General features: G+C 34.3%; 27 protein-coding genes. 17 read left to right on the top strand and 10 right to left on the bottom strand.

Annotated elements, in window-relative coordinates:
* Nucleotides 1-18: 18 nt before the first annotated feature.
* From P0Y62_00920 to gyrB, 3 genes are all read right to left on the bottom strand, one after another.
* A complete protein-coding gene (locus tag P0Y62_00920; protein WEK70115.1) occupies nucleotides 19-1,950 on the bottom strand; it encodes a transglutaminase-like domain-containing protein in 1,932 nt (643 codons plus the stop codon).
* Nucleotides 1,951-1,952: 2 nt separating this feature from the next.
* Nucleotides 1,953-3,845 carry a DUF3857 domain-containing protein gene (locus P0Y62_00915; protein ID WEK70114.1) on the bottom strand — a complete coding sequence of 631 codons (1,893 nt, stop codon included), beginning with the start codon at nucleotides 3,843-3,845 and terminating at the stop codon, nucleotides 1,953-1,955.
* 135 nt (nucleotides 3,846-3,980) lie between these two features.
* Nucleotides 3,981-5,915 carry a DNA topoisomerase (ATP-hydrolyzing) subunit B gene (gyrB, locus tag P0Y62_00910; GenBank protein ID WEK70113.1) on the bottom strand — a complete coding sequence of 645 codons (1,935 nt, stop codon included), beginning with the start codon at nucleotides 5,913-5,915 and terminating at the stop codon, nucleotides 3,981-3,983.
* A 230-nt stretch (nucleotides 5,916-6,145) separates the two neighbouring features.
* On the opposite strand from gyrB, the gene P0Y62_00905 reads away from it, so the two are divergent.
* Together P0Y62_00905 and P0Y62_00900 are read left to right on the top strand one after the other, a co-directional pair.
* A complete protein-coding gene (locus tag P0Y62_00905) occupies nucleotides 6,146-7,489 on the top strand; it encodes a cytochrome ubiquinol oxidase subunit I (protein WEK70112.1) in 1,344 nt (447 codons plus the stop codon).
* Entirely contained in the window at nucleotides 7,486-8,490 is a 1,005-nt protein-coding gene (locus P0Y62_00900) for a cytochrome d ubiquinol oxidase subunit II (GenBank protein ID WEK70111.1), read from the top strand. Before P0Y62_00905 ends, P0Y62_00900 begins: the two co-directional genes overlap by 4 nt.
* Nucleotides 8,491-8,545: 55 nt before the next feature.
* Here P0Y62_00900 and P0Y62_00895 read toward each other — a convergent pair whose 3' ends face one another.
* The 5 genes from P0Y62_00895 to P0Y62_00875 all read right to left on the bottom strand — a co-directional run bounded on the left by P0Y62_00895 (nucleotide 8,546) and on the right by P0Y62_00875 (nucleotide 12,815).
* Nucleotides 8,546-9,364 carry an OmpA family protein gene (locus tag P0Y62_00895; protein WEK70110.1) on the bottom strand — a complete coding sequence of 273 codons (819 nt, stop codon included), beginning with the start codon at nucleotides 9,362-9,364 and terminating at the stop codon, nucleotides 8,546-8,548.
* A 120-nt stretch (nucleotides 9,365-9,484) separates the two neighbouring features.
* Nucleotides 9,485-11,182 carry a lysine--tRNA ligase gene (gene lysS / locus P0Y62_00890; protein ID WEK70109.1) on the bottom strand — a complete coding sequence of 566 codons (1,698 nt, stop codon included), beginning with the start codon at nucleotides 11,180-11,182 and terminating at the stop codon, nucleotides 9,485-9,487.
* 113 nt (nucleotides 11,183-11,295) lie between these two features.
* Nucleotides 11,296-12,219 carry a 23S rRNA (adenine(1618)-N(6))-methyltransferase RlmF gene (gene rlmF / locus P0Y62_00885; GenBank protein ID WEK70108.1) on the bottom strand — a complete coding sequence of 308 codons (924 nt, stop codon included), beginning with the start codon at nucleotides 12,217-12,219 and terminating at the stop codon, nucleotides 11,296-11,298.
* Nucleotides 12,220-12,222: 3 nt separating this feature from the next.
* Complete coding sequence (locus P0Y62_00880; protein WEK70107.1) at nucleotides 12,223-12,597, bottom strand: c-type cytochrome; 375 nt, start codon at nucleotides 12,595-12,597, stop codon at nucleotides 12,223-12,225.
* Nucleotides 12,597-12,815 carry a hypothetical protein gene (locus tag P0Y62_00875; protein ID WEK70106.1) on the bottom strand — a complete coding sequence of 73 codons (219 nt, stop codon included), beginning with the start codon at nucleotides 12,813-12,815 and terminating at the stop codon, nucleotides 12,597-12,599. Before P0Y62_00875 ends, P0Y62_00880 begins: the two co-directional genes overlap by 1 nt.
* 110 nt (nucleotides 12,816-12,925) lie before the next feature.
* On the opposite strand from P0Y62_00875, the gene P0Y62_00870 reads away from it, so the two are divergent.
* The 12 genes from P0Y62_00870 to trpA all read left to right on the top strand — a co-directional run bounded on the left by P0Y62_00870 (nucleotide 12,926) and on the right by trpA (nucleotide 22,381).
* Nucleotides 12,926-13,570, top strand: coding sequence for a hypothetical protein (locus tag P0Y62_00870; GenBank protein ID WEK70105.1), 645 nt, complete (start codon nucleotides 12,926-12,928; stop codon nucleotides 13,568-13,570).
* A gap of 132 nt (nucleotides 13,571-13,702) precedes the next feature.
* On the top strand, nucleotides 13,703-14,140 hold the full coding sequence (locus tag P0Y62_00865) for an ankyrin repeat domain-containing protein (GenBank protein WEK70104.1): 438 nt from the start codon (nucleotides 13,703-13,705) through the stop codon (nucleotides 14,138-14,140).
* 290 nt (nucleotides 14,141-14,430) lie between these two features.
* Nucleotides 14,431-15,855 (top strand): anthranilate synthase component I family protein, encoded by a 1,425-nt coding sequence (locus P0Y62_00860; GenBank protein WEK70103.1) that lies wholly within the window; start codon nucleotides 14,431-14,433, stop codon nucleotides 15,853-15,855.
* Nucleotides 15,856-15,889: 34 nt separating this feature from the next.
* On the top strand, nucleotides 15,890-16,243 hold the full coding sequence (locus tag P0Y62_00855) for a four helix bundle protein (protein WEK70102.1): 354 nt from the start codon (nucleotides 15,890-15,892) through the stop codon (nucleotides 16,241-16,243).
* Nucleotides 16,243-16,854, top strand: coding sequence for an aminodeoxychorismate/anthranilate synthase component II (locus P0Y62_00850; GenBank protein WEK70101.1), 612 nt, complete (start codon nucleotides 16,243-16,245; stop codon nucleotides 16,852-16,854). The genes P0Y62_00855 and P0Y62_00850 overlap by 1 nt, the downstream gene beginning before the upstream one ends.
* An 85-nt stretch (nucleotides 16,855-16,939) precedes the next feature.
* Nucleotides 16,940-17,929 carry an anthranilate phosphoribosyltransferase gene (gene trpD / locus P0Y62_00845; GenBank protein WEK70100.1) on the top strand — a complete coding sequence of 330 codons (990 nt, stop codon included), beginning with the start codon at nucleotides 16,940-16,942 and terminating at the stop codon, nucleotides 17,927-17,929.
* 1 nt (nucleotide 17,930) lies between these two features.
* The gene (locus tag P0Y62_00840; protein ID WEK70099.1) at nucleotides 17,931-18,314 is read left to right on the top strand and encodes a hypothetical protein; all 384 of its coding nucleotides are present in this window, start codon (nucleotides 17,931-17,933) and stop codon (nucleotides 18,312-18,314) included.
* Nucleotides 18,315-18,323: 9 nt separating this feature from the next.
* On the top strand, nucleotides 18,324-19,106 hold the full coding sequence (gene trpC / locus P0Y62_00835; protein ID WEK70098.1) for an indole-3-glycerol phosphate synthase TrpC: 783 nt from the start codon (nucleotides 18,324-18,326) through the stop codon (nucleotides 19,104-19,106).
* Nucleotides 19,106-19,741, top strand: coding sequence for a phosphoribosylanthranilate isomerase (locus P0Y62_00830; GenBank protein WEK70097.1), 636 nt, complete (start codon nucleotides 19,106-19,108; stop codon nucleotides 19,739-19,741). The genes trpC and P0Y62_00830 overlap by 1 nt, the downstream gene beginning before the upstream one ends.
* 38 nt (nucleotides 19,742-19,779) lie before the next feature.
* The gene (locus tag P0Y62_00825; GenBank protein ID WEK70096.1) at nucleotides 19,780-20,325 is read left to right on the top strand and encodes a hypothetical protein; all 546 of its coding nucleotides are present in this window, start codon (nucleotides 19,780-19,782) and stop codon (nucleotides 20,323-20,325) included.
* A gap of 4 nt (nucleotides 20,326-20,329) precedes the next feature.
* On the top strand, nucleotides 20,330-21,520 hold the full coding sequence (gene trpB / locus P0Y62_00820) for a tryptophan synthase subunit beta (protein WEK70095.1): 1,191 nt from the start codon (nucleotides 20,330-20,332) through the stop codon (nucleotides 21,518-21,520).
* 126 nt (nucleotides 21,521-21,646) lie between these two features.
* Complete coding sequence (trpA, locus tag P0Y62_00815) at nucleotides 21,647-22,381, top strand: tryptophan synthase subunit alpha (GenBank protein WEK70094.1); 735 nt, start codon at nucleotides 21,647-21,649, stop codon at nucleotides 22,379-22,381.
* Between the two features lie 43 nt (nucleotides 22,382-22,424).
* Here the strand turns inward: trpA and P0Y62_00810 are convergent, their stop codons facing one another.
* Nucleotides 22,425-23,318 (bottom strand): SDR family oxidoreductase, encoded by an 894-nt coding sequence (locus tag P0Y62_00810; GenBank protein WEK70093.1) that lies wholly within the window; start codon nucleotides 23,316-23,318, stop codon nucleotides 22,425-22,427.
* Between the two features lie 130 nt (nucleotides 23,319-23,448).
* Between P0Y62_00810 and P0Y62_00805 the strand changes: the two genes are divergently transcribed.
* Together P0Y62_00805 and lipB are read left to right on the top strand one after the other, a co-directional pair.
* Nucleotides 23,449-24,033, top strand: a complete 585-nt coding sequence (locus P0Y62_00805) for a Crp/Fnr family transcriptional regulator (protein ID WEK70092.1) — start codon at nucleotides 23,449-23,451, stop codon at nucleotides 24,031-24,033.
* 99 nt (nucleotides 24,034-24,132) lie between these two features.
* On the top strand, nucleotides 24,133-24,861 hold the full coding sequence (gene lipB, locus P0Y62_00800) for a lipoyl(octanoyl) transferase LipB (protein WEK70091.1): 729 nt from the start codon (nucleotides 24,133-24,135) through the stop codon (nucleotides 24,859-24,861).
* 52 nt (nucleotides 24,862-24,913) lie between these two features.
* Here lipB and P0Y62_00795 read toward each other — a convergent pair whose 3' ends face one another.
* The gene (locus tag P0Y62_00795) at nucleotides 24,914-25,666 is read right to left on the bottom strand and encodes an SDR family oxidoreductase (GenBank protein ID WEK70090.1); all 753 of its coding nucleotides are present in this window, start codon (nucleotides 25,664-25,666) and stop codon (nucleotides 24,914-24,916) included.
* Nucleotides 25,667-25,779: 113 nt separating this feature from the next.
* Here P0Y62_00795 and P0Y62_00790 point away from each other — a divergent pair, with 113 nt between their 5' ends.
* The gene (locus P0Y62_00790) at nucleotides 25,780-26,250 is read left to right on the top strand and encodes a hypothetical protein (GenBank protein ID WEK70089.1); all 471 of its coding nucleotides are present in this window, start codon (nucleotides 25,780-25,782) and stop codon (nucleotides 26,248-26,250) included.
* Nucleotides 26,251-26,322: the final 72 nt, after the last annotated feature.

Here is a 26,322-nt window from a genome sequence, read left to right as displayed (position 1 = left end):
TTTTGAAAATTTACTGTTTTACTTTTTTACCAGACTGATTACCTGGTTTTCCTGTTTGGAAGCAACTCCCCAAATCTGTTTAAAAGCTGGATAATATTCTTTCGGATAATCTGCACTTGCCACTTTGGTTGTGGAAACAATTTCCAGTTTATTACCTTTTTGTTCTATGATATAGTTATATTCTATTTCTTTATCCTCGGTAACAATTTTTTTGCTCTTTGGCATTTCTTCAATTACATAACCTTCCGGAATTTCCAGCACAATTTTTTTCACTCTTGAATATGGAGAAATAAAATCAATAGGATACCTACGTTCCTCTGTCTGGTCAAATTCATTGGATGTTTTATTCAAAAAAAGCATTGGATTGATAATGATTTTTTTACCAACTTTATCAATCATATTCTCAGAAGAAAACTTCATTGTACTTTCAAAATCTCCGTTCTCCAAAACTTTAGAATCAATATTGGTGAAATCTACAGAAAAATTCTCTTTGTATTGCTTCTTATATTTATCTGCATTATCATCGTAGTTCTCTTTTGCAAACATTGCATAGGTCCCGGTATCTTTATCTGAATAACTTCCAGAGACACTTCCATCGTCATTAATTTTAGCATCCACGGTCAAATAAGTGAAACTTGGTTTTGCATTTACCATAGTTAATTGTTGAACCTTCTCTTTCGCCATTAAAATTCCAAACTGATTCCAGTCTCTTGGCGGTAATTGATCTATTGAAGACTGTTTTGATGTTGCATCATATAGATGGAAACCATCTTTTGTCTGAATTGCAGCAATTACAAAATTCATGTTTGAAATATTAGGTGAAGCAATATTGATTAAACCATGATTTATTGTAGAAATTGTCAATGGATCAGCTTTAATTCCGGCTTCACGAAGCATCATTACCAAAAAAAGATTAATTTCTGCCGCATTTCCTGTTTTAGTTTCAAGCATTTTTTTGATACCATCTTCCACATAAATTCCTCTATCCTGATTCCATGTAAAAGTATTTTTCACATAATTAAAAACGGCATTGGCTTTTTCCACTTCATTAGAAATTCCTGCAATATTAGAAGGCATATTTTCTTTAGCTAATTTTGTTTTTTTCAACTCCCCTCCAAAATCTTCATTTTCATAAAGCCTTTGTTTGATCTGTTCCCAGGATGACGAAAACAATTTTAATTCTCTGAAATTCGTTGAATGAAGTTCAGCACTTACTTTTGTTCTGTAATTTCTATCATTACTTACAAATTTTTCAGTTTTAAAACCTTTTACATTCTCATAACCGAATCTATAAGTTCTATAATTGGTACCATATAATGTTCTCTCATCAACTTCCCTATATTTTGGAGATAAAAATCCTGTATAATTTACGTTATAAGCAATATTTGAAGGGCTATCCAAAATATATTCCGTATATAAAGAGGGAGTGTCTGTCTCAATCAAAATTTCGGGAACACTAAATAAAAACGGTGAAGTAACTTCATATTGATATTCAATCACAGAACCATTTTTTACATTTGGAAATGCAAATTTCGTAATAGAAACATATTTACTCTCTTTACTTTTGTATTTTGAGCTCTTATCAACTTTTGTTGCAAGCGAACTTCCATTTTCAAGATTATAGGTAAAAGCTTTCATTTTAGTAAGTGTTTCCTGATCACTTCCGCTTTGATAGAGAGGAATCTCTAAATTCAACCAGTCTTCAGCTTTATCTTTGTCATAAATTTTAACCCTATAAAAAGTTTTTTTAATCAGATTACCGGTACTATTATCTATACTGAAATGTACTGATTTATATAATATTTCTGCAGGTGCATTCTCATCCAAAGTTGATTTCTGTTTGGACAGGTCTGCATCATTAAATTTAGGAGAATTAAGGAATTCATGCTTTTGTGCGTCAATGAACATAAAATTCATTGAACAAATAGCTATCATTACGATCTTTTTCATGCTTAGATTTTAGAAATTAAAATTTTAGAATTGTCTAGGTTAAGAGTTTTTTTTCTGAAATTAATATAATCGTTATACTTTTCTTTAGGATAAAGTCCCTTGTTGATTCTGATCGTCCTGTTTACTTTTAACTCATCTCCGTTTTTCACAAAATTTAATTTGTATGTTCCAAATTCAGAATTAACGGTAACATTTTCAGGAATTTCATCTAGTTTATAATTTCTAGGAACTGTATAATTGATTTCGTATTCATCTTCAAATGACTGTCTCAGTTCAAAAGGCAATTCTCGGTTGTCTTCCGTTTTATAAACTGTGTTAGAATAAACCGGAACAGCCCTAAAAATTATACTACTTCCTGCATTTTTAGAATAATTATTTGCTTTAAAATCAAGATCATATTTTGCAATAGCATTATCTTTATCATTAAGAAAATTTTTCATTTCAACTTTATCAAAATGTAGTACATCAAAAAGACTTTTTACAGTTTCATTCCTTTCCTTTGGCTGCATATTGGTAAAAGCTAAATTATGATCATACTGACTTCCCGTATAAGAAAAACTCCCTTCACCCAAAATACTGTTATCCTCATTTAATTTAATTTTCAAAACCTGTTTTTCTTTATTTTGTTCAGCAGGATAAGAAGGAGTGTCAATTATGTCTATTCCATCTTGTTTAACAGCAAGAACATTTCTATCTGTCGTACTGTAACTTAAATGATTGAAAGCAATTTGTTGTGATGTATTTTCAAGCCAAATATTTCCTTTTTCGGTAGGAACCATTAAAATAATATGATTTCCTCCCATTTTCGGAAAATCTTTATCAAAAGAGATAGGTGAAGAATCAGAATTAATTTTACAATAGTAAGATGGAATTCCTGCCTCATCTAATAACGTCTTCATATAAGTTGATAGTCCCTTACAGTCACCATATCCTTTTTTCTGAACTTCATCCGGAAGCATCGGTTGCCAACCTCCAATTCCCAACGCTACAAAAATATACCGTGTTTTACTTTGCATATATTGGTAGATCTTTCGTACTTTCTCTTCCTTTGTCCCTTGCAAATTCAATGAAGCAACTTCGGCTTTAATGGCCGGAGTAGATACAAAAACAGGTTCTAAAATATTCTTGTAATACCAAGATCCAAAATCTTTCCAGTTATTAATCGTCCCTTGCTTTCCTTCCAAATTAAATTTCGTTAAAGCAAAACTTACTTTTGGTAAAATTTTCACAGGTTGAGGCAATAAAAAAGCATCATCAATAGCAGGAACATTTTTATAAGCATATATTTTTTCATCTGCATTATTGCTTTCTACAACAGATGTATAATTATATTTTGAAGGATATGTTTTGGTTTTAAGTTCAATCCCAGATTTATTAATAATTTTCATCTGTGATTCTTCTAATGAAACATTAGTCGACCTAAAAGGCACAAAATCTGGCAAGAAAACTGTATTTTCATCTTCAATCTGATAAGAAAACTCTACTGTATAAGGATATTGTGTTGGTGTATATGATAAAGACAATACTCTATTATCAGAATAAAATGTTCCTTGTTGATTATTAGCAAAATCACCAAAATCAGATTTTGAATAAGACTTTATCTTTTTTCCAGCTTCATCATAAATATTTACTTTAACATCCGAAATATTATCCCCTTTTTCATAAGGAATATATACTAAGGCATCTGAATTTCCATCCTTATTTAAGACAGTTGTTACTGTATAAAGCTGGTATTTTATATCGTCAATTTTATTAATTTGAATGGTTGTAAAATCTTTTCTGATAACAGCATTTGCATTTTTCTTCAAATTTTCAGGTATGGCAGAAGCAGGAAAGCTCTGAGCGAAATATAAAGAAGCTATTGATAAAGCTCCAATACAAAATATTTTCATCATGGTTATTAAAATAAGGCAAAAATAGTGAAATCTAATAACTGTTGAAAATAATTTTTATTATGCTTAAAACAAAAATATATAAAATAAAAAAGACTTCATTTCTGAAGTCTTTTAATTTTATTTTGAAAGCATTAATTATGCATCAATCTTAGCATATTTAGCATTCTTTTCGATGAATTCTCTTCTTGGCGGAACTTCATCTCCCATCAGCATAGAGAAAACACTGTCTGCTTCTACCGCATTATCAATAGTAACTTGTTTTAAAATTCTGTGTTCAGGATTTAGAGTTGTTTCCCAAAGCTGTTCAGGATTCATCTCTCCAAGACCTTTGTAACGCTGAACTTCAACTCCTTTTCCGTCCGGAGACATTTCTAAAGTAAATTCTTCACGCTCTTTTTCGTTGTAAGCATATTGCTTTTTATTTCCTTTTTTCAATAGATACAAAGGTGGCTGAGCGATATAAATATATCCGTTCTCAATCAATTCTTTCATATATCTGAAGAAGAATGTCAAGATCAATGTAGAAATGTGAGAACCATCGATATCAGCATCGGTCATGATAACGATTTTGTGATATCTTAATTTAGAAATATTCAATGCCTTACTATCTTCTTCTGTTCCTACAGAAACTCCAAGTGCAGTATAAATATTCTTGATTTCTTCGTTATCATACACTTTATGAAGCATTGATTTCTCAACATTCAAAATTTTACCTCTCAACGGAAGAATTGCCTGGAAAAATCTATCACGCCCTTGTTTCGCCGTACCACCTGCGGAATCCCCCTCCACTAAGAAGATCTCAGATTCTTCAGGATTTTTAGATGAGCAGTCAGATAATTTACCAGGAAGTCCGGAACCTCCCATCGGAGATTTTCTCTGAACCATTTCACGAGCTTTTTTCGCAGCCTGTCTTGCTTTTGCAGCCAAGACAACTTTTTGTACGATAATTTTAGCTTCGTTAGGGTTTTCTTCCAAGAAATTAGTTAACATTTCCCCTACAATTTTATCTACAGCACCGGAAACTTCGGAGTTACCTAGTTTCGTTTTTGTCTGTCCTTCAAACTGAGGCTCCATTACTTTTACAGAAACTACTGCCGTCAAACCTTCACGGAAATCATCACCGGTAATTTCTACTTTTTCTTTTGCAGGAAGTCCCAATTCATCTGCATATTTCTTCAAGGTTCTCGTTAAAGCACGTCTGAAACCTGCCAAGTGAGTACCCCCTTCGTGAGTATTAATATTATTGACATAAGAGTGAAGATTTTCGTTGAATGACGTGTTATAACGCATCGCAACTTCAACCGGAATATCATCTCTTTCACCTTCCATGAAGATCACATGCTCCATAATCGATTCACGATTTCCGTCGATGTATGCTACGAACTCTTTCAAACCTCCTTCAGAATGGAAAATTTCAGTTCTGAAAGAACCGTCTTCCAATATCTCTCTTTCGTCTGTAAGGGTAATTGTAATCCCTTTATTAAGATAAGAAAGCTCTCTTAAACGGCTTGCCAATGTATCGTAATTGTACACTAATTCCGTGAAAATAGTATCATCGGGCTGGAAGAACTGCTTTGTTCCTCTGTTTTCACTGTGTCCGATTTCTTCTACTTCAGTTTGAGCTTTTCCTTTAGAATAAATTTGCTGATATATGTTTCCGTCTCTGTAAACGGTTGTAACCATTTGGTTAGAAAGTGCATTCACACAGGATACCCCAACTCCGTGAAGTCCCCCCGAAACCTTGTAAGAATCTTTATCAAACTTACCTCCGGCTCCGATTTTTGTCATTACAACCTCAAGAGCAGATTTTTGTTCTTTTTCGTGGAAGTCAACCGGGATACCTCTACCGTTATCACTAACCTCGATTCCGTTTCCTTCTTTAATGCTGACAAAGATGGTATCGCAGTACCCTGCCAATGCTTCGTCAATAGAGTTATCTACTACTTCATAAACCAAATGATGGAGACCTCTTACTCCCACATCACCAATGTACATTGAAGGACGCATACGTACGTGCTCCATTCCCTCCAATGCCTGAATACTACTAGCTGTATATTGTTTCTGACTCATATCAAATTTTAAAAACTTTGCTCAATGCAAAGACTTACAAATATCGTGATTTTTTTCGAGGTGTGAAAGTTAAAATATGTCAAAAAAAGAGAGACTTTTCAACAAAAAATACTGGAGATGAATTTAAAAAATATCAAAGTTAAAACCTATTTTTCAAATGAATACTGTTGTAAATCATACCGAACATCAATAATTTATGCTTAAATTTATTTACTCAAAAAGTTGATTTTATGGATGATTTTCTGGCTGCACGTTCGCAGATGGCAATGTCACTTGGTTTTCATATCATATTTTCCTGTGTGGGAATGGTGATGCCATTTTTGATGGCATTTGCCCACTGGAAATACCTGAAAACAAATAACGAAGTCTATAAAGGTCTTACTAAAGCCTGGAGCAAAGGTGTAGCGATCCTTTTTGCTACCGGAGCCGTTTCAGGAACGATGCTTTCCTTTGAACTAGGATTACTTTGGCCCCAATTCATGAAACACGCCGGACCAATATTCGGAATGCCCTTTTCATTGGAAGGAACCGCATTCTTTATTGAAGCTATTGCCATTGGCTTTTTCCTGTACGGATGGGATCGTTTTAATAAATGGTTTCATTGGTTCTGTGGATTTCTGGTAGGCTTAAGTGGTTTAGCTTCAGGAATTTTGGTCGTTGCAGCCAACGCCTGGATGAATTCACCTGCCGGATTTCATTATGTAGACGGACAGTATTTAAATATAGATCCTATCAAAGCAATGTTTAATGAAGCCTGGTTTCCACAAGCTTTGCATATGACGGTTGCCGCATTTTGTGCGACAGGATTTGCCGTTGCCGGAGTTCATGCTTATTTAATTATGAGAAAAAAGAATGTTGAATTTCATACGAAAGCATTCAGAATTGCCGCAGGATTTGCGTTAATCGGAGCATTTGGAGCCCCGTTAAGTGGTGATGTTGCTGCAAAATCCGTAGCAAAAAGACAACCTATTAAATTAGCAGCAATGGAAGCACATTTTGAAACAGAAAAAGGAGCTTCTTTTGTAATAGGCGGAATTCCTGACAAGAAAAAAGAAGAAATAAAATATGCTATAAAAATTCCAAAAGTATTAAGCTTTTTAGTCGCTAATGATTTTAATGCTGAAGTAAAAGGATTAAAAGATTTCCCAAAAGACGAGTGGCCTCCGATTGCTGTTGTACACTATGCTTTTCAGATCATGATTTTCTTCGGAGTGGTAATGATTATTATAGGAATAGTCTATCTATATGCTGCATTTTTCAAAAATGAATGGCTTACTAAAAACTGGCTGTTAAAAACATTTTTATTAGCAACTCCTTTTGGATATATAGCTTTGGAAGCGGGCTGGACAGTTACCGAAGTAGGAAGGCAACCCTGGATCATCTATGGAATCATGAGAACAGTGGATGCAGTAACGCCAATGCCTGGAATACAGTATTCTTTCTATTTTTTCACAGCGATTTTCGTTTCACTATCTCTCATTATTGTATTTCTTTTAAGAAGACAGATACAAATGGTTTCCAGATTATATGACCCTACAGACGCTCAGTTTAATCCTAAAAACAAAAAATTATGATCTACGTAGTTATAGGTTTCCTTTGGCTTTCAATTTGTCTTTATGTGATTTTGGGAGGAGCAGATTTCGGAGCCGGAATCGTAGAACTTTTCACCAAGAAAAAAGCCCGTAACAAAACGCAGGAGATCATGTACGAATCTATTGCTCCGGTTTGGGAAGCGAATCATATGTGGCTCATTATTGCGGTTGTAATTTTATTTGTTGGTTTTCCTGAAATTTACACTACGCTTTCCACTTATCTTCACATTCCATTAGTTTTAATGCTGGTCGGAATTATTGCGAGAGGAACAGCTTTCACCTTCAGACATTATGATGCTGTAAAAGATGATTGGCAGCATGTTTACACTCAAATTTTTTATTTTTCGAGCTTATTAACACCTTTTTTCTTAGGATTAATCGCTGCGGCAACTGTTTCTCATTCAATTAACCCTAATGCGACCGGCTTTTTAGATTTATATATTTTCAGTTGGCTGAATTGGTTCGGTATTGCTGTAGGATTATTTACCATTTCCATTTGCGCCTATCTGGCTTCTGTTTTTGCTCTAAGAGAAACCAATGACAGATTAGAATTGGGTCTAATGATTAAGAAATCCAAACAAACCATGGTTTTTGTAGTGATTACAGGTATTCTGGTATTCTTCACGGCCTACATTTCTGATATTCCATTAATTATGTGGGTATTCTCTAAGCCTTTAGGAATAATGGCAGTTTCATTTGCAACGATTTGTTTACTGCTTATTCTTCGTGCTATGAATAGACAAAAACTACTACCTGTAAGAGCTTTAGCAGGATTTCAAATCGTTATGATTTTAGTGGCGGCAACTTACCAACACAACCCCAATATCATTCTTTTTGCCAACGGAGAACATCTTTCTTTATTGGAACAGGCAGCTGCATCGAAAACAATTTCCGCATTGGGTTGGGCTTTATTACTGGGTTCCTTATTTATTCTGCCGTTCTTGTTTTATTTGATGGCTTCATTTAGTAAACAGAGGAAATAAGAATTTATTATATATAGTTTCGGCGGCAGCTTCGCTGCCGCCGAAACTATTTTATTTATTTTTTTAGCAAAACGATTTCAACCCTTCTGTTCTTAGTCCGATCCGATTCTGTTTGCTCAGGGTATACAACAGGATTAAGATGTCCTGCACCTTCTGCTTTTATACGTTTAGCATCAATTCCCATTGCCAATAAAAAATCTTTGATCGATTGCGCCCTTGTAAAGGAAAGATTAAATGTTCCTAGATCCTGATCTTCACCATCAAAATTTTCATAGTCACAGCAAATATGTCCCTGAAGTTCAACCTCAAGTGTCGGATTTTCATTTAAAATTTCATACAGCTGATATAATTTAGGTTTTGCCTGCGGAAGCCAGACATGACGACCGCCAATAAAATTAACATCCGGTAAAGAAAACGTATCTTTCACTTTCATTGAAGCAATTTTCATGTCAAAAAAACTTGGGTATGCTTTTCTTGAAACCTTCTCTCCTTTTTCAAAGAATCGTTCTATAAAAATATCTACACGACGATTTTTAGCTAATAAATTTTCTGAACTATTATCATTGATCTGTTTTGAAATTCCTAATCCTACAGAGCTTACCAAATGAATATTTTTTCCAATTTTGCCATTTAGATAATCGCTTACCTGTTTCGCTCTATTTTCAGATAAGGTCTTATTTAAAACCACATTTCCCAGCGGATTTGCATTCCCAAAGATTCTGAAAGTAAGTTTGGTTTCAAGCCTTGCCAAACTATCTAATTTTCGTTTTGATTCGTTGCTGAGCTCGTAACTATTATTTTGAAAATAGATAGAAGTAAGGGTCTGTGAATACACAACTATAGAAAAGAAAAATAGAAACAGAAAGGTTTTCATCAGGATTGTTTTCTTACAAACGCAAAGTAACAGAAAATAGTTCGAGATTATGGGTATTTTATAAAAAAGTTCCGGCGGAAGCTTCGCTTCCGCCGGAACTTAAATGTATTTCAATTTAATTTAAACCAATTTCATCAAAAGGTTCTCCTCAATCTTTTCTATTTTCACCAAGTTAGCTTTCGTTAAAGTTTTAGAAGCTTTGTCCCATTTTTTCCCTGAAAGCTTAGACTGTTCTTTTACTTCAGCCAAAGCAATCTGTTCTCCTGATTTCAAAATTTCAAGAATTACTTTTTCATCGTCTCCCAGTTCAATTTGAGGAACTGCTTTCTCCGGTCTCATCTGAGGGAAGAACAACACTTCCTGAATAGATGCATTATTCGTCAAGAACATTATCAATCGGTCCATACCGATTCCTAATCCTGAAGTTGGCGGCATACCATATTCAAGAGCTCTTAGGAAATCTTCATCAATAAATTGTCCTGCCTCATCATCACCCTTTTCAGATAATTTCAACTGATCTTCGAAACGTTCTCTCTGATCAATCGGATCATTCAGCTCAGAATAGGCATTGGCAATTTCTTTACCACAAACCATAAGCTCGAAACGCTCCGTAAGACCTTCCTTACTTCTGTGTTTCTTCGTAAGCGGTGACATTTCAATAGGATAATCAGTAATAAAAGTCGGCTGAATGAAGTTTCCTTCACATTTTTCACCAAAAATCTCATCAATTAATTTTCCTTTACCCATCGTCCCATTAACATCGATACCGATAGATTTAGCAAAATCAAATAATTCCTGTTCAGTTTTTCCTGTAATATCAAAACCTGTGAATTTCAGGATCGCGTCCGTCATAGAAATTCTTTGATAAGGTGCTTTAAAATCAACCTCATATTCACCGAATGTAGCTTTTGTAGTACCGTTTACCTGAATCGCACAGAACTCCAATAGTTTTTCTGTGAAATCCATCATCCAGTTATAATCTTTGTATGCTACATAGATTTCCATGGCTGTAAACTCAGGGTTATGCGTTCTGTCCATTCCTTCATTTCTGAAGTTTTTTGAGAATTCATAAACACCATCAAATCCACCCACGATCAATCTTTTCAGATATAATTCGTTAGCAATTCTTAAATATAATGGAATATCTAAAGCATTATGATGCGTAATAAATGGTCTTGCAGCAGCTCCTCCGGGAATTGACTGTAAAATAGGAGTTTCAACCTCAAAATATCCTGCATCATTAAAGAAAGTTCTCATGGCATTGAACAATTTTGTTCTTTTCACAAAAATTTCTTTCACCTGAGGATTTACCGTTAAATCTACATAACGCTGCCTGTATCTCATTTCAGGATCTGTAAATCCGTCATGCACAACTCCGTTTTCATCAGTTTTTGCCTGAGGAAGAGGGCGTAAAGATTTTGTTAAAAGAGTAAAGTTTTTAACCAAAATAGTCTTCTCTCCTACCTGAGTGGTGAACAACTCACCTTCTACTCCAATAATATCTCCTATATCTAAAAGGTGCTTGTAAACCTCGTTATACAAAGTTTTATCTTCACCTCTACAGATTTCATCCCTGTTAAAATAGACCTGAATTTTACCTGTAGAATCCTGTAATTCAGCAAAAGATGCTTTTCCCTGAATTCTTCTGGACATCAGTCTTCCTGCAATCTTCACCTGTTTACTTTCAGAAAAATCCTGTTTTATAGATTCCGTAGTATCTGTAATTACATATTCATCTGCCGGGAATGCATTGATTCCCATTTCAACAAGCTTATTCAGCTTTTCTCGTCTAATGATTTCTTGTTCTGATAATTGCATTGTATTTATTTAAAATAACGTGCAAAAATAGTGATTTTTGAATTGATGATCAATGGCTTTTTTCAGAAATATAATTATTTCATTTAAAATTCATTTAAATAGCTGATCCACAATTATATAAACCAATCTCTTCTCCTTTTTTGAGGAATAAATGTCCACGCCAATATCCTGCTTATTTTCTGTCCTTGAGCCATTTCAATTACTTGAACATCCAATACCTTTTCTTTTGTTAAAAGCTTTTGAAGGCGATACAAATTATCTTTCTTAGAAACCAAACACGTAAACCAAAGGATTTGGGTCGAGAACAAAACACTTTCTTCAATCATTTTTGATATAAAAGCAATTTCGCCACCTTCACACCATAGTTCAGATTGTTGTCCTCCAAAATTGAGTTGCGGTTTTTGAACTTTAGATTTATTAATATTTTTTGTTTTCCGAAGATTTCCTTTTAATGCAGATTCTTCCGAATCATGAAATGGCGGATTGCACATCGAAAAGACAAAACGGTCTTCGGAACTGATAATATTTTTGAAAATAGAATCAGGATTTGCCTGATATTTTAATTGAATTCCATCTCCTAATTCCGGATTTTCATCTAAAATTTTCTGAGCATTTTCAAGGGAACCCTGATTAATATCCGTACCCAACATATTCCAACCATAAGATTTGTTGGCAATTAAAGGATAGACAAGATTGGCACCGGTTCCTATATCCAGACCTTTTATATTTCTGGGAATTTGATTGAAATCTTCAGCTAATAAATCAGCAATATAATGTACATAATCTGCCCTTCCAGGAATTGGCGGACAAAGATTGCCGTCAGGAATATCCCAGTTTTTAACATCATAAAAATGCTGTAATAAAGCTTTATTAAGTAATTTAACTGCCTTGGGAATACTGAAATTAATCGTTAAGGTTTGGTAAGAATTTTCGAATACGTAATGTTTCAATTCTGGCACACAAGAAATCAGCCGTGCAAAATCATAAGGATCCCGATGCGGATTTCTTGGGTGCAGATTTGATTTTTGAACCGTCATGAATTATTTTTTCTGGCTCAAAATATATTTGACCATTTTGGTAGCATCTTCTTTAGATACTTGAGGGTGAGCAGACATCGGAACGCCTCCCCAAACTCCACTTCCGCCTTCTATTATTTTGGAAGCAAGCAATTCAACATCCTTATCTGAATATTTACCTGCAATTTCCTGATAAGAAGGTCCTATCATTCTCTCATTTACCGCGTGACAGCCAGAGCAATCAAGAGTTTCAATAATCTGATCTCCTGAAAGATTCTTTTTTGCAGATTCTGAAATTGAAGTTGTTTCAGAAGAACTGGCATCAACCGGTGTATTTTCTTTTTTAGAACAGGAAAATAGTAACAAACCTAAATATCCTGTTAAAAATAGTTTCTTCATTATTTTTTTACCGCTGCAGAATCTGTTTTAGGAGCTTCAGTTGCCGGAGCAGGTGTTGCAGCAGGAGTGTCAGCTTTTTTAGCCGTAGAATCTACAACAGTTGGAGCGTCCGGCTCAGGCAACATTGTGTTGCTGTCTTGCAAATCATGATTAGGCTTTTTTGAACAGTTAACCACTAATAAACCTCCGATAAATGCGATCGCTAATACTTTTTTCATTGTTTTCTAATTTGCTGACAAAAATATGAAAAAATATGGCTTACAAAGAATATGAAGTGTTTTTTAATCGCTATAGCTGGAAATTGTATTTTTGTATAAAACCGAAAATTATGATTATTATTTCAAAAATCTTATTTTTCTTAAGTCATCATGGATTTTACGCCGTAATTATCTTTATTCTGTTTTTCGGAATTATTGCTTATTTAACTAAAAAAGCATGGTGGCTCATTTTAATTCTGCCGTTTTCAATCGTCAACGGAATTGGAGGCCAGTTTATCAACGCCTGGTTTTTAAATAAATACGGTGTAGAAAGTACTGCTATTATTACATCCGACATAGAGACCAATTCGACACTTAATGATCAATATATCCATGATTATGAAGCCATTGTAAAAAAGCAGGATGGAAAATATGTCGATACTTATTTTTCAACAACTTCGGCTGCCCTATATCCTATTGAAAATGCCATAAGAATCCCCAGAACCGAACAGCCATTTCCTGTAAAATATATTCCTGGATATGAAAAAAATATAGTCATACTCTATCAGGAATCCTATGAAGGAAAACAATTAAAAGAATACGAAAAAATGAGACCTCTCAATACCGCAAGAATCAAATACGAAGCAGATCCAACCAATAAAGACTTCATTAGCGAATATCTTAATGCTTTGGAAGACTATTTGAAAACGTATGACAATCAGGAATACAGAAATAAAGCGGAACAATTGAAAAAAGAGCTGAATTCTGCGAAATAAGTTTTTCCAGATATTTTAAGAAAATCAACATTTTATTTGATCTAACAGGAGCTAAAATTCAAAAACTTGTACAATTTCTTGAAATCTATCAAAAAAATAATTTAGCTTTGTATATTATTTAAAATAAGCTTTATGAAAAAAATAATCTCTACAACCTTCGTATTTTTGGGGCTCCTTTTTGCTAACTTAGTTTCTGCACAGGAAATTTCGAAAGAACAAATGATTGCTTTTCAGTCTGACAAAGTAGATTCTTTTAAGGCAGCTTTCTCAAAAGACAACTACAATAAATGTTTCGCAATAAAAGAGAATTCATACAGTTTGCTTTCTTTAAGCATTAAACATGATAGAAAGAATATCTTTGATTATTTAGTAAGTAATGAAGCAGATGTTAACAAAGAATGTGGTAATCAAACTCCGTTAATGGTTGCAGCGAGATATGGCAGATCAGATTTTGCAAAGGTAATCCTGAAAAAAGGAGCGAATAAAAATGCAAAGAACCAAAAAGGAGAAACAGCAAAGGATTTCTCTCTTCAATACAATCACCCTGAAATGGCTTCAATCCTGAAATAATATATTTAAACTTCCTTAATGGAAGTTTTTTTATTCCGTCTTTCAGATAACAGATCTCAGTTATTGCAATAAAATTTTATTAATTTTTATTTTTCATTTCAAAAAATTATCTACATTTGCATCATGATTAATTCAAACAACAAATTTTGGTGGTGGCATTCAAACTCTTCGTCGGGTCTGAAGCTATACTCTTGTTGTTAATTGACATCCAGAAAATTATAGAAAAATATACAGAGACTTTGACGATTCGTTAAAGTCTTTTTTTATTGTCAAAAATTAAAAATTCACCTATGTTCACACAAAAAATCAACATAAAAACCACCTCAAAAAAAATGTTGGGAGATCTGCAGACTCCCATGAACATCTATCTGAAAATAAGAGATCAGTTTCGTGATACGATCCTTCTGGAAAGCTCAGATTCCAAGAATATTGATAATAATTTTTCATTCATTGCCATTAATGCAATTGCAGGTATAGAAATTAAGAATCTTAAAGAATTTGAAGTCAAATTCCCGGGTGAAAATCCTGAAAAGCATTTTTTAGAAGGTTATTCTGTTCCGGAACTTTTAAATCAGTTTTCAGCCTCTTTTATATGCGGCAAAACGAAAGAGTCTATAGAAGAAACCGCTCAAAGCCTTTTCGGATATACCAGTTTTGAAGCGGTACAATTTTTCGAAAATCTTACATTTAAAGCCCAAAGCCAGGAAGTAGAAATTCCCATTCTCCGTTACAGACTTTATCAATATGTTATTGCCATCAATCACTACAATGATGAAATGCATATTATTGAAAATCAGATTAAAGATATCAAATCTGAAGTATATCTATTAGAAAGTCTGATCAGAAATCAAAATTCAGTTATTTATCCTTTCGAAAAAACAGCAACCGAAACGTCTCATATTACCAATGAGGAATATATAGAACTGGTAAAAACAGCCCAAAAACACTGTATGCGAGGAGATGTTTTTCAATTGGTTTTAAGCCGAAGGTTTGAACAAAAATTCAAAGGTGACGAGTTCAATGTATATCGAGCTCTTCGGAACATCAATCCCTCTCCTTATTTATTCTTTTTTGATTATGGAGATTATAAACTGTTTGGTTCAAGTCCAGAAAGTCAGCTTATCATTAAAGACAAAAAGGCTATTATACATCCTATTGCAGGAACTTTTAAAAGAACAGGGCATTTTGAAACCGATTTACAGTCTATTGAATCGTTAAAAAATGACCCAAAAGAGAATGCAGAACATACCATGCTGGTTGATTTAGCACGGAATGATTTGGGAAAATTAGGAAAAAATGTGACCGTAACCAAGTTAAAGGAAATACAGCTTTTCTCCCATGTAATCCATATGGTAAGCGAGGTAACTGCCGATTTGCAGGAAAACACGAATCCTTATGAAATGGTTGCCGCTACTTTTCCTCAGGGAACTTTAAGTGGCACTCCCAAACACAAAGCTCTTCAGCTTATCAATACCTACGAAAAAGACTCACGTGGTTACTACGGAGGCTGCATCGGAATGGTCAGCTTAAACGGAAACTGCAATCAAGCGATAATGATCCGCACTTTTTTAAGTAAAAACAACACTTTATATTACCAGGCGGGAGCCGGAATAGTTGCAAAATCAGATCCCGAAAGTGAGCTGCAGGAAGTCAATAACAAGCTAAATGCATTAAAGAAAGCCATTGAAAAGGCAGAAAATTTAGTTGTTAGTTGATTGTTGTTAGTTGATAGATTTTAAAAACATAAATATGGAATATAAGAATTTAGATGTTTGGATTGAAGCGAGAAAACTAACAAAACTTGTTTATGATTCAACAAAAAATTATCCCAAGGAAGAAATTTTTGGATTGACAAATCAGATGAGAAGATGTGCGGTTTCTGTTCCTTCAAATATTGCAGAAGGTTGTGGAAGAAATACATCCAAAGAAACAATACATTTTCTTTTTATTGCAAGGGGTTCTCTTTTTGAACTTGAAACCCAATTCTATTTATCATTAGATTTAGAATATATAAATGATGAAAAACTAGCAACAATTTCAAATCAGATTACACTTTGCAAAAAGTTATTAAACGGATTTATTAATTATTACAAAACAAAATAATGACAGATATTTCAAACCCAACAACCAATAACCAACAACCAACAACCAAGGTTCTAGTCTTCGACAATTACGACAGCTTCACTTATAATTTGGTTCAAATGATCGAAAGAATTTTGAATACAAAAGTTGATGTGGTAAGAAATGATGAAATTAAACTGGAAGAAATTGAAAAATATGATAAAATCATTCTTTCACCCGGTCCGGGAATTCCTGAAGAAGCCGGAATTTTACTGGATGTCATTAAAGAATATGCTCCCACGAAGAGTATTTTAGGCGTTTGTCTTGGTCAGCAGGCAATTGCAGAAGCTTTCGGAGGAAGTTTAATCAACCTCAGCGAAATTTATCACGGTGTTGCTACAGAAGCCATCCAAACCAGTGAACATAAACTTTTTAACGATTTGCCACAGACTCTGGAAGTCGGAAGATATCACAGTTGGGCAGTGAATCCTGAAAATTTCCCTGAAGAACTGGAAATTACCAGTACAGACAGTAAAGGAATGATTATGAGTTTAAAACACAGAACCTATGATGTTCACGGTGTTCAGTATCACCCTGAAAGTATTTTAACTCCAGATGGGGAAATGATTATCAAAAATTTTTTACTTGGTTGATAGATTTTGGTTGTAGTTGATAGAAAAATTCCAAACTGCTATAAAACCAACAACCAATCACAGCTAACCAACAACAATTACTACTATGAAAGAAATTCTGCAATATCTTTTCAATCACTACACTTTGTCCAAATCTGAAGCAAAGGCCATCATGATTGAAATAGCTCAAAATAAGTTCAATGCAACAGAAGTTACTGCCTTCATCAGTATTTTCCTGATGCGAAACATCACATTACCGGAGCTGGAAGGCTTTAGAGAAGCACTATTACAAATGGCGGTACCCTTAGATTTAGATGTAAGTGATGCCATTGATGTTGTAGGCACCGGCGGTGATGGAAAAAATACGATCAATATTTCTACGTTGGCAAGTTTCGTAATTGCAGGAGCAGGACAAAAGGTAATTAAACACGGAAATTATGGTGCTTCAACAATTACCGGAGCTTCCAATCTTTTAGAAGAGCTGGGATACCAGTTCAAAATTAGTTCGGAAGAATTAAATGATGATCTGCAAAAAACCAATATTTGCTTTTTACATGCTCCCTATTTTCATCCTGCTCTAAAATCTGTTGTAGCATTAAGAAAATCTTTAGGTCTGAGAACGTTTTTCAATCTTCTCGGACCTTTGGTGAATCCTGCAAAACCAAAATATTCTATGATTGGAACATACAATCTGGAAATTGCAAGAATATATCAGTACCTGCTGCAAAAAGATGAAAAAGATTTCATTTTGGTTCACGGAATGGATGGTTATGACGAAATAAGCTTAACACAGGACAGCAAGATTATTACAAAAGGAGGAGAAAAAATCTATTCACCGGAAGAACTTGGTTTTTCAGCCGTTACTCCTCAAAGCATAGAAGCCGGCAAAAACACTCAGGAAACCGCAAAAATTTTCAGGAATATTTTGGAAGGGAAAGGTACAGAATCGCAAAATGCGGTTGTTTTGGCCAATGCTGCAGTTGCATTGCATCATACCAATAAGTTTGGAAACTATGAGAATTGTTTGAATTTGGCGAAAGAAAGTTTGTTTGATGGTAAAGCACTCAATAGTTTGAATCAATTAATTGGTGTCTAAAATGAAAACACTTTATCAATCTAAAAACAGAAAGATCGAATTGAAAATTATTGGATATGACGAGCCTAATAACGGCCGAGAGTTGCATGTTGCTGAACTCTATATAAATGGCAAGAATCTTTCCCAGAAGTATTTTGAAAACAAATGGAACAGATTGAATTTTAATTTAGAAGAATTTCAATTCGAATCACCAGATTCAAAATATATTTTTATTCCTGCAGAAGGAAATAGTTTTTTAATCAATTTCAACACTTTTTCAATGATCAAACTTCCTTATAAAGCGCTTTCAACAGTTCATTTCAAAAAGAATGAATTTCTTGAAAACAGAATAAAGATCTATTACAGTGACGAAACTGTTGAACTGAACTTACCGATAAACGATTAAAATCTGGAGATGAACATTTTAGATAAAATCATAACAAGAAAAAAACAGGAAATTTCGGATTCAAAATCAAAAATTTCTTTGCAACAGCTGAAAGATTCAGAATTTTTCGAAAGAGAAACCTATTCTTTAAACGAAACTATAAAATCAAAATCCGGAATTATTGCAGAATTTAAAAGGCAATCTCCTTCCAAAGGAATCATTAATGATAAAGTTTCACCATTAGAAGTAGCATCCGCTTACGAAAGTTTCGGAGCAAGCGGAATCTCAATTTTAACAGATAAAGATTTTTTCGGAGGAAGTTTTGAAGATATTGTAAAGGTCCGAAACCATATTAATATTCCGATTCTTCGGAAAGATTTTATGATCAACGAGTACCAGTTTTATGAAGCAAAAAGTATGGGAGCAGATGTTGTATTACTTATTGCTGCCTGTCTTTCTCCACAACAGACGTTGGAATTTACCAAGCTTTCTCATGAATTGGGGTTGGAAATATTGCTGGAGATCCATACCGAAGAAGAACTAAAACATTATAACTCCAGCATAGATTTGGTAGGCATCAACAACCGGAATTTAAAAGATTTTAAAGTTGATCTGCAGCATTCTGTAGAACTGAAAAACCTTCTTCCGGAAAATATAGTATCTGTAGCAGAGAGTGGCATTTACAGTATTGCTGATTTCAATTATTTAAAAGAAAAAGGATTTGACGGATTTTTAATGGGTGAATATTTTATGAAAAATACAAATCCAGCTCGGGCATTTGAAGAATTTATTTCCAATACAAGAATTAAATAATGATTAAAATTAAAGTTTGCGGTTTGACAAGATTAGATCAGGTTAAGGAATTGATTTCTTTGAACACAGACTTTCTTGGCTTTATTTTCTATGAACAATCCCCGCGATATGTTTTGAATCATCTGAGTTTAGAAGAAATTTCGAAGATAGGTCATCAGGGAAAAGTTGGTGTATTTGTAAACGAAAGTATTGAAAGAATTACTGAAATATCCGAAAAAGCAGATTTAAATTTAATCCAGATTCATGGAGATGAAAATGAAGACTTTATGATTAAATTAAAAGAAAAAATTAATCCAAAGATTAAAATAATTAAAGTGGTCAGAATAGGAAATCAACCTCTTAATGAATTACAAAAATACATCAACCAAAACCGATCAATCATCAATTATTTCTTATTTGACACAGACAGCAAAGCATTTGGCGGTACCGGAAAAACTTTCGATTGGAATATTTTAAATACTCTTGAAATTCCACTTCCCTATTTTCTGAGCGGTGGTATTTCAGAAGAAAACATAGAAAATCTTGAGCAACTGAAGCAGAAACCATTCGCACTGGATATCAATTCAAAATTCGAAACAAAACCCGGCGATAAAGACACCGCCAAAATAAAAAGATTTATATCATCTGTAGTATAGAGAACTTAAAAATACGCCAAAGAAAAAACATTATTAATATGGAATATCAGATAAAACAGACCAGCGAATTAACCGAAACGGAAATTGAACATATTCTTCAGCTTTGGGATATTTCATCATGGAACTCAATGAAGTCTGATTATTTCCGCACATTCTTCAAAAATTCAACATTTCATTTTTTATTGGATGCTGATAAAAATATACTGTCACTCATTCGTGTTAATTACGATTTTGTATTGGAAATATCAGGAATACAGCTACCCTTTGCAGAAGCTGTCGGACTTGTTGCTGCCCAGAAGAAAAAAGGATATGGAGCTAAGCTTGTTGAGTATTTCAGAGACTATGTAGCCAAAAATAATATAGAGACTATTGGATTCTGTCATCAGGAGCTTCGTCCGTTTTATGAAAAATGTAATGTTGAAATATTATATGATAAAGGTAAAGCGATCAAAGAAAATACAGGATCAGAATGGATAAATTCGGAGGACGATGATATTTTGATTTTTAATGTTTCAACAAAAAGAAAAGAACAGCTCAATCTGCTGAGCGATAAGAACAATGCATATTTAATTACTAAAGAATAAAGAAATGAATTATAAAAACCCCGATGAATATGGATATTATGGAGAATTCGGCGGAGCTTTCATCCCGGAAATGCTCTATCCGAATGTAGAAGAACTACAGAAAAACTATCTTAAAATCATTGAATCTGAGGATTTTCAAAAAGAATATCAGGATTTATTAAAAAACTATGTCGGAAGAGCTACTCCTTTATATTTTGCTAAAAATTTAAGTCAGAAATACCATACTCAGATCTACTTAAAAAGAGAAGACCTGAATCACACCGGAGCTCACAAGATCAATAATGCTCTGGGGCAGGTTTTACTGGCAAAACGTCTTGGTAAAAACAGGATCATCGCGGAAACCGGAGCCGGGCAACATGGTGTCGCTACTGCTACAGCCTGTGCTTTGTTAGGCCTTGAATGTATTGTGTATATGGGAGAAATCGATATTCAGAGACAGGCTCCGAATGTGGCAAGAATGAAAATGCTGGGAGCAGAAGTTATCGCTGCCACTTCAGGTTCAAAAACATTAAAAGATGCGGTCAATGAAGCTTTAAGAGACTGGATCAATAATCCAGCAACGACGCATTATGTCATCGGAAGCGTGGTCGGGCCTCATCCTTTTCCTGATTTGGTTGCCCGATTTCAGAGTATTATTTCAAAGGAGATCAAAGAACAGCTTTTCGAACAAACGGGAAGAAAAAATCCGGATTATGTTATTGCCTGTGTAGGAGGCGGAAGCAATGCGGCAGGAACTTTTTATCATTTTGTAGAGGAAGAAGATGTAAAGATCATCGCAGCAGAAGCCGGAGGTTTTGGTGTAGATTCAGGAAAATCTGCAGCAACAACCTTTCTAGGGACTTTAGGTGTTTTACATGGCAGTAAAAGCCTGGTCATGCAGACAGAAGATGGTCAGGTTATTGAACCTCATTCCATTTCTGCCGGACTGGATTATCCGGGAATCGGTCCTTTTCACGCCCATTTATTTAAAGAAAAACGGGCTGAATTTTTTAGTATCAATGATAATGAGGCTTTAGAATCTGCATTTGAACTCACAAAACTGGAAGGCATCATTCCTGCATTGGAAAGTGCTCATGCTCTGGCTGTTTTAGATAAAAAAGAATTTAATGAAAAAGATGTTGTTGTCATTTGTTTAAGTGGCCGCGGTGATAAGGATATGGAAACGTATCTAAAAGAAATGAAAAATTACAGCTAAATGTCATTCCGACGAAGGAAGAATCTGTGCTATGATGATTGAGATTCTTCATTACACTTCGTTTCATTCAGAATGACAAATCCCAACACTTCTAACTTCTAACTTCTAACTTCTAACTTTCAAAACATGAAAAAACTAAACATATACTTCACGGCAGGAATTCCACAACTGGAAGATACGGCCGATATTATAAAAACCATTCAGGATTCCGGAGCAGATATAATTGAAATCGGAATGCCCTATTCTGATCCTGTTGCAGACGGACCTGTTATTCAGCAGGCTCATGAACTGGCGTTGAAAAACGGAATGACAATTGAAAAACTATTTTCACAGTTAAAATCCAGTAAAGACAAAATAAAAATCCCGATTATTTTAATGGGATACATCAATCCTGTTTTAAGTTTTGGTTTTGAGAAATTTTGTCATGAATGTGCTGAAAGTGGAGTTTCAGGGCTCATTTTACCTGATTTACCTCCTATTGAGTTTGAAAAAAACTATCAAAAAACTTTAGAAAAACATCATTTAAATTTCACATTTTTGGTAACCCCGGAAACTTCAGACGAAAGAATTCTGTATCTGGATTCTTTAAGTTCAGGTTTTTTATATGCAGTAAGCTCTTCCTCTACTACAGGAAACGAAAATACCGTATTAAAAAATGAGGAATATCTTTCCCGATTGGCTGCTCTTCCATTAAAAAATCCGGTTATGATCGGTTTTGGAATTAAATCTAAAGAAGATTTTGAAAGCGTAACCGAAAAAGCAGACGGCGGAATCATTGGAACTGCTTTTGTGAAAATCCTTTTAGAAAATCAAAATTGGAAGCAGAAAGCAGAAAGCTTTATCAAAAGCATAAAGAACTAAAAAAAAGCAGTCTTATTTCTCAGGAAATAAGACTGCCTATCTTTTAAAAGAAGTACTGATCCAATTCTTCAACAAAACTTTTTTCAGAAGGCTTCCAACCAAGTTTTTCCTGGGTCTGTACACTTGTTGCCGGACAATTCTCCTGCACAAAATACGTCATCCATGTAAAATATTGTGAAGCTTCCTCTCTTGAAAAAGACTGTACCGGAATATTGAGTTTTCCACCAATATATTCTGCAAATTCTTTCATGGATAACTGTTTATCATTGCTAACGGCATTGTATCTCGATCCTTTCTCTCCCTTTTCAAGGGCTAAACGAAACAGTTTTGCAGCATCCAAACGGTGAACAGCAGGCCAAACATTAGCTCCCTCTTCTATATAAGCTGCTGTTCCTTTCGCTTTCGCCAGTTCTGCAATCATCAATCCAAAACCACCTTTGAAACCCTGTTCAGAGTTTCCGTAGACACTTGGCGAAAGACGAACAATCGATGCTTTAACACCCGATTCGGTTAAGCTCACAAAAGCTTTTTCAGAAAATCGGATTGATTCTTCCGGTGCTTTGCTTTCTTCCGTAATTTTCCCATCAATAAGCGGTAATCCAAGGGTTCCGCCTGTAACCACAATCGGCTTATCGGTTCCTTTCAATACCTCTCCCATGGCTTCGATCGCTTTTTCATCTTTGAGCGCATTGGTCTCATAATCTGAAAAATCGTGAATGAAAGCGGTATGAATAACCCCATCTGCTTCTCTTGCACCTTTTTGCAGGATCTCAAAACTTTCCAGGTCTCCTCTCAAGACTTCTGCTCCGGCTTCCAAAATAGATTTCGCAGATTCTTCGGATCGGGCAAGTCCTGTTACCTGATGTCCGTTTGCTATTAATTCTTTTACGACTGCAGAGCCTACAAATCCTGAAGCTCCTGTTACAAAAACTTTCATATTATATGTATTGTGTTAAATTTATACTACAAATGTAGCTTTAGTGTATCCTTAAAAATAGGTCATTTGACACAATTTCACGACAATTTCATTAAAAAGAATTAATTTTAAACATAATTTCTATTTTAAAATGTCAGAAATCTTAAAAAAATATTTCCACAAGACTCTTCCTGATCTGACGGATGAAAAGTTTAATTTAATTTTAGAAAAAAGTAAATTAATTAAGCTTCAGCGTAAGGAAATTATTTGTAGACAGGGAGATATTTGCAGCTTAAAAATTTTTGTTGCAAAAGGACTTCTCCGAAATTATTCTACCTCCGAAGATGGAAGTGAACATATCCTGCAGTTTGTAAATGAAATGTCCTGGACCACAGATCCTGAGAGCTTTTATAATGATACCCCTTCAAAACTGACTATTGAGGCACTGGAACCTTCAGAAATATTTGCATTTAATCTTCAGGATTTTCATCAGCTTCGGGAAGAAATTCCTGCACTCAGTATCTTTATTGAGGAGCTTTTAACAAAGAAATCAATGGAAATCAATAACAGACTACTGGTGAACATCAGCAGTACTCCCGAAGATAAGTATTTATATTTTATCAAAAATCATCCTGATTTGCTCAACAGAGTTCCTTTACATATGATAGCTTCTTATCTCGGGATGTCGAGAGAAACGCTGTCAAGAGTAAGAAGACAAATCCTGAAAACAGTCTGATTAAGCATTACAAAATAGAGATTCAAGAATAAATACCATAGATTTTGTCCATTCCATACAAGCATAAAAATCACTAAATTTGTATATTCAAAAATCGGTATGAACACAATTCAGAATAAAGTAGTAGAATTTGAAGATTTAGGCATAAAAGAATATCAACCTTCTTGGGATTATCAGGAAAAACTGATGAAAGATATTATTGATACCAAAATAAAGAATCGCGACTTACCTGCAGAAGAACACAGTACAACTCCCAATCATTTTCTTTTAGTTGAACATCCTCATGTCTATACATTAGGGAAAAGCGGTCATGAAGAAAATATGCTGGCCGGAATTGACAAATTGAAAGAAATTGATGCCACTTTTGTTAAAGTAAACCGTGGCGGAGATATTACCTATCACGGATACGGACAAATTGTGGGCTATCCTATTTTAGATCTTGAAAACTTCTTCACCGATATTCACAAATACATGCGGAATCTGGAAGAAGTCATCATCAGAACAATTGCAGAATATGGTTTAAAAGGAGAACGGTCTCCGGGAGAAACGGGAGTATGGCTGGATGTAGGAAAACCTTACGCCAGAAAAATCTGCGCAATGGGCGTAAAAGCTTCACGCTGGGTAACTTTACATGGCTTTGCCTTGAATGTGAATACGGATATGCGTTATTTTGAATACATCATTCCTTGCGGAATCAAAGACAAACAGGTAACTTCTTTAAAAAGAGAACTTGAAAGAGAATTAACTCCTGAAGAAATGGAAGACATTAAAGCGAAGATCAGGAAACATTTTACGGATGTTTTTGAGGCTGAATTAAATTACAAATAATAAAATATCTCCTATGTTTGCAACATTAAAACATAGGAGATATTTTTTATCACTATCTGATTACAGAAATCCCTGCATCCACTTTAAGTTCCGTACCATGAATATACGAAGCTTCTTCCGAAGCCAGGAAAAGTACTGCATTCGCAATTTCTGATGGTTCACCTTGTCTTTTAAAAGGAATGGTTGGAATAATATTTTTAACCGCTTCTTCGATTTGTCCTGAATTTAAGCCCGTATTATTAAAAATATTCGTTTTGATATGACCTGCGCTTACTCCATTCACCCGAATTCCCCTTTCTGTTAATTCCGTTGCAAATGTTTTGATAAAAGACTGTACCCCTGATTTTGCCGCAGAATAAACTGAAAAATTAGGCATCGCAATTTCAGTAGCAACAGAGGTATTGAAAATCACAGAACTTCCTTTTTTCATCAACGGTAACATCTGCTGAACCGTAAAAAAAGCACCTTTTACCAACATATTGAACAATTCGTCAAAATGATTTTCGTCTACACTTTCAATGGGCGAAAATCTTCCATAACCTGCATTAGCAAATACTAAGTCTATATTCTCCGTGTATTTTTTGACTTCATTTCGGAGATTCATTAAGTCACTCATACTTCCGGCATCAGAAACAATTCCGAAAGCATTTGTTCCTAATTTTTCTAATGCTTTGTTAACGGTTTCCTCACTCCTTCCTGTAATAATCGCAGATCCCCCTTCCTTGATGAATTGTTGTGCCGTTGCGAATCCCATTCCGTTTGTTCCGCCTGTAATTAAGGCAGATTTGTTTGTAAATCTTTGCATTGTTTATAGTTTAAAATAGTAGTGCAAAGTTTCAAAAACAGGAGCTTTTAAAAAATCCGATTCTTGCTGAATTCAAACTTTTTTATTAAGTATCTTTGAAAAAAAACGTTCGAATGAAGATTTTAAAATTTCTATTCTTATCAACAGCTCTTTTTTTATGTTCATGTGTAGGTTCTGATCTCACTTCTCTGCCCAGTACGATTGAACAGGCAAAAAACGATAAATTACTAATTCATATTTACAGGCCTTCTCAGAGATCTGTTATTATCAACAATTCGAAATACTATTTGGAAGATTCTTTTACAACCTTTAAGTTTAATTCTAAAAAAGACTTAACAATCAATAAGAACTTTTTTGCTTTCATTGTAAAGTTGAAAAATTTAAAAACCGGAGAAAAAATGCTGACTGAGAACGATCATTACCAATTCATTAATTATTATTCAGACACGGGCGGAATTCATGATTCTAATGTAAGCATTGATTATAATGATATAAGTCTGAGAAATAAACTAGATACCATATCAATGGGTTTTAAAGATCATCAAAAAAAAGAAACAACTGTAAAGTTTATTAAAATAAAATAATCCTATTCTTTATTGTTAATTGTACCAACCCTTTTTATTAATCTTTATTGGTTCATCCTATTTTCAAATTTC

This window comes from Candidatus Chryseobacterium colombiense (assembly GCA_029203185.1).
Classification (GTDB): Bacteria; Bacteroidota; Bacteroidia; order Flavobacteriales; family Weeksellaceae; genus Chryseobacterium; species Chryseobacterium colombiense.
This window is presented reverse-complemented; position numbering and strand designations above follow the sequence as displayed.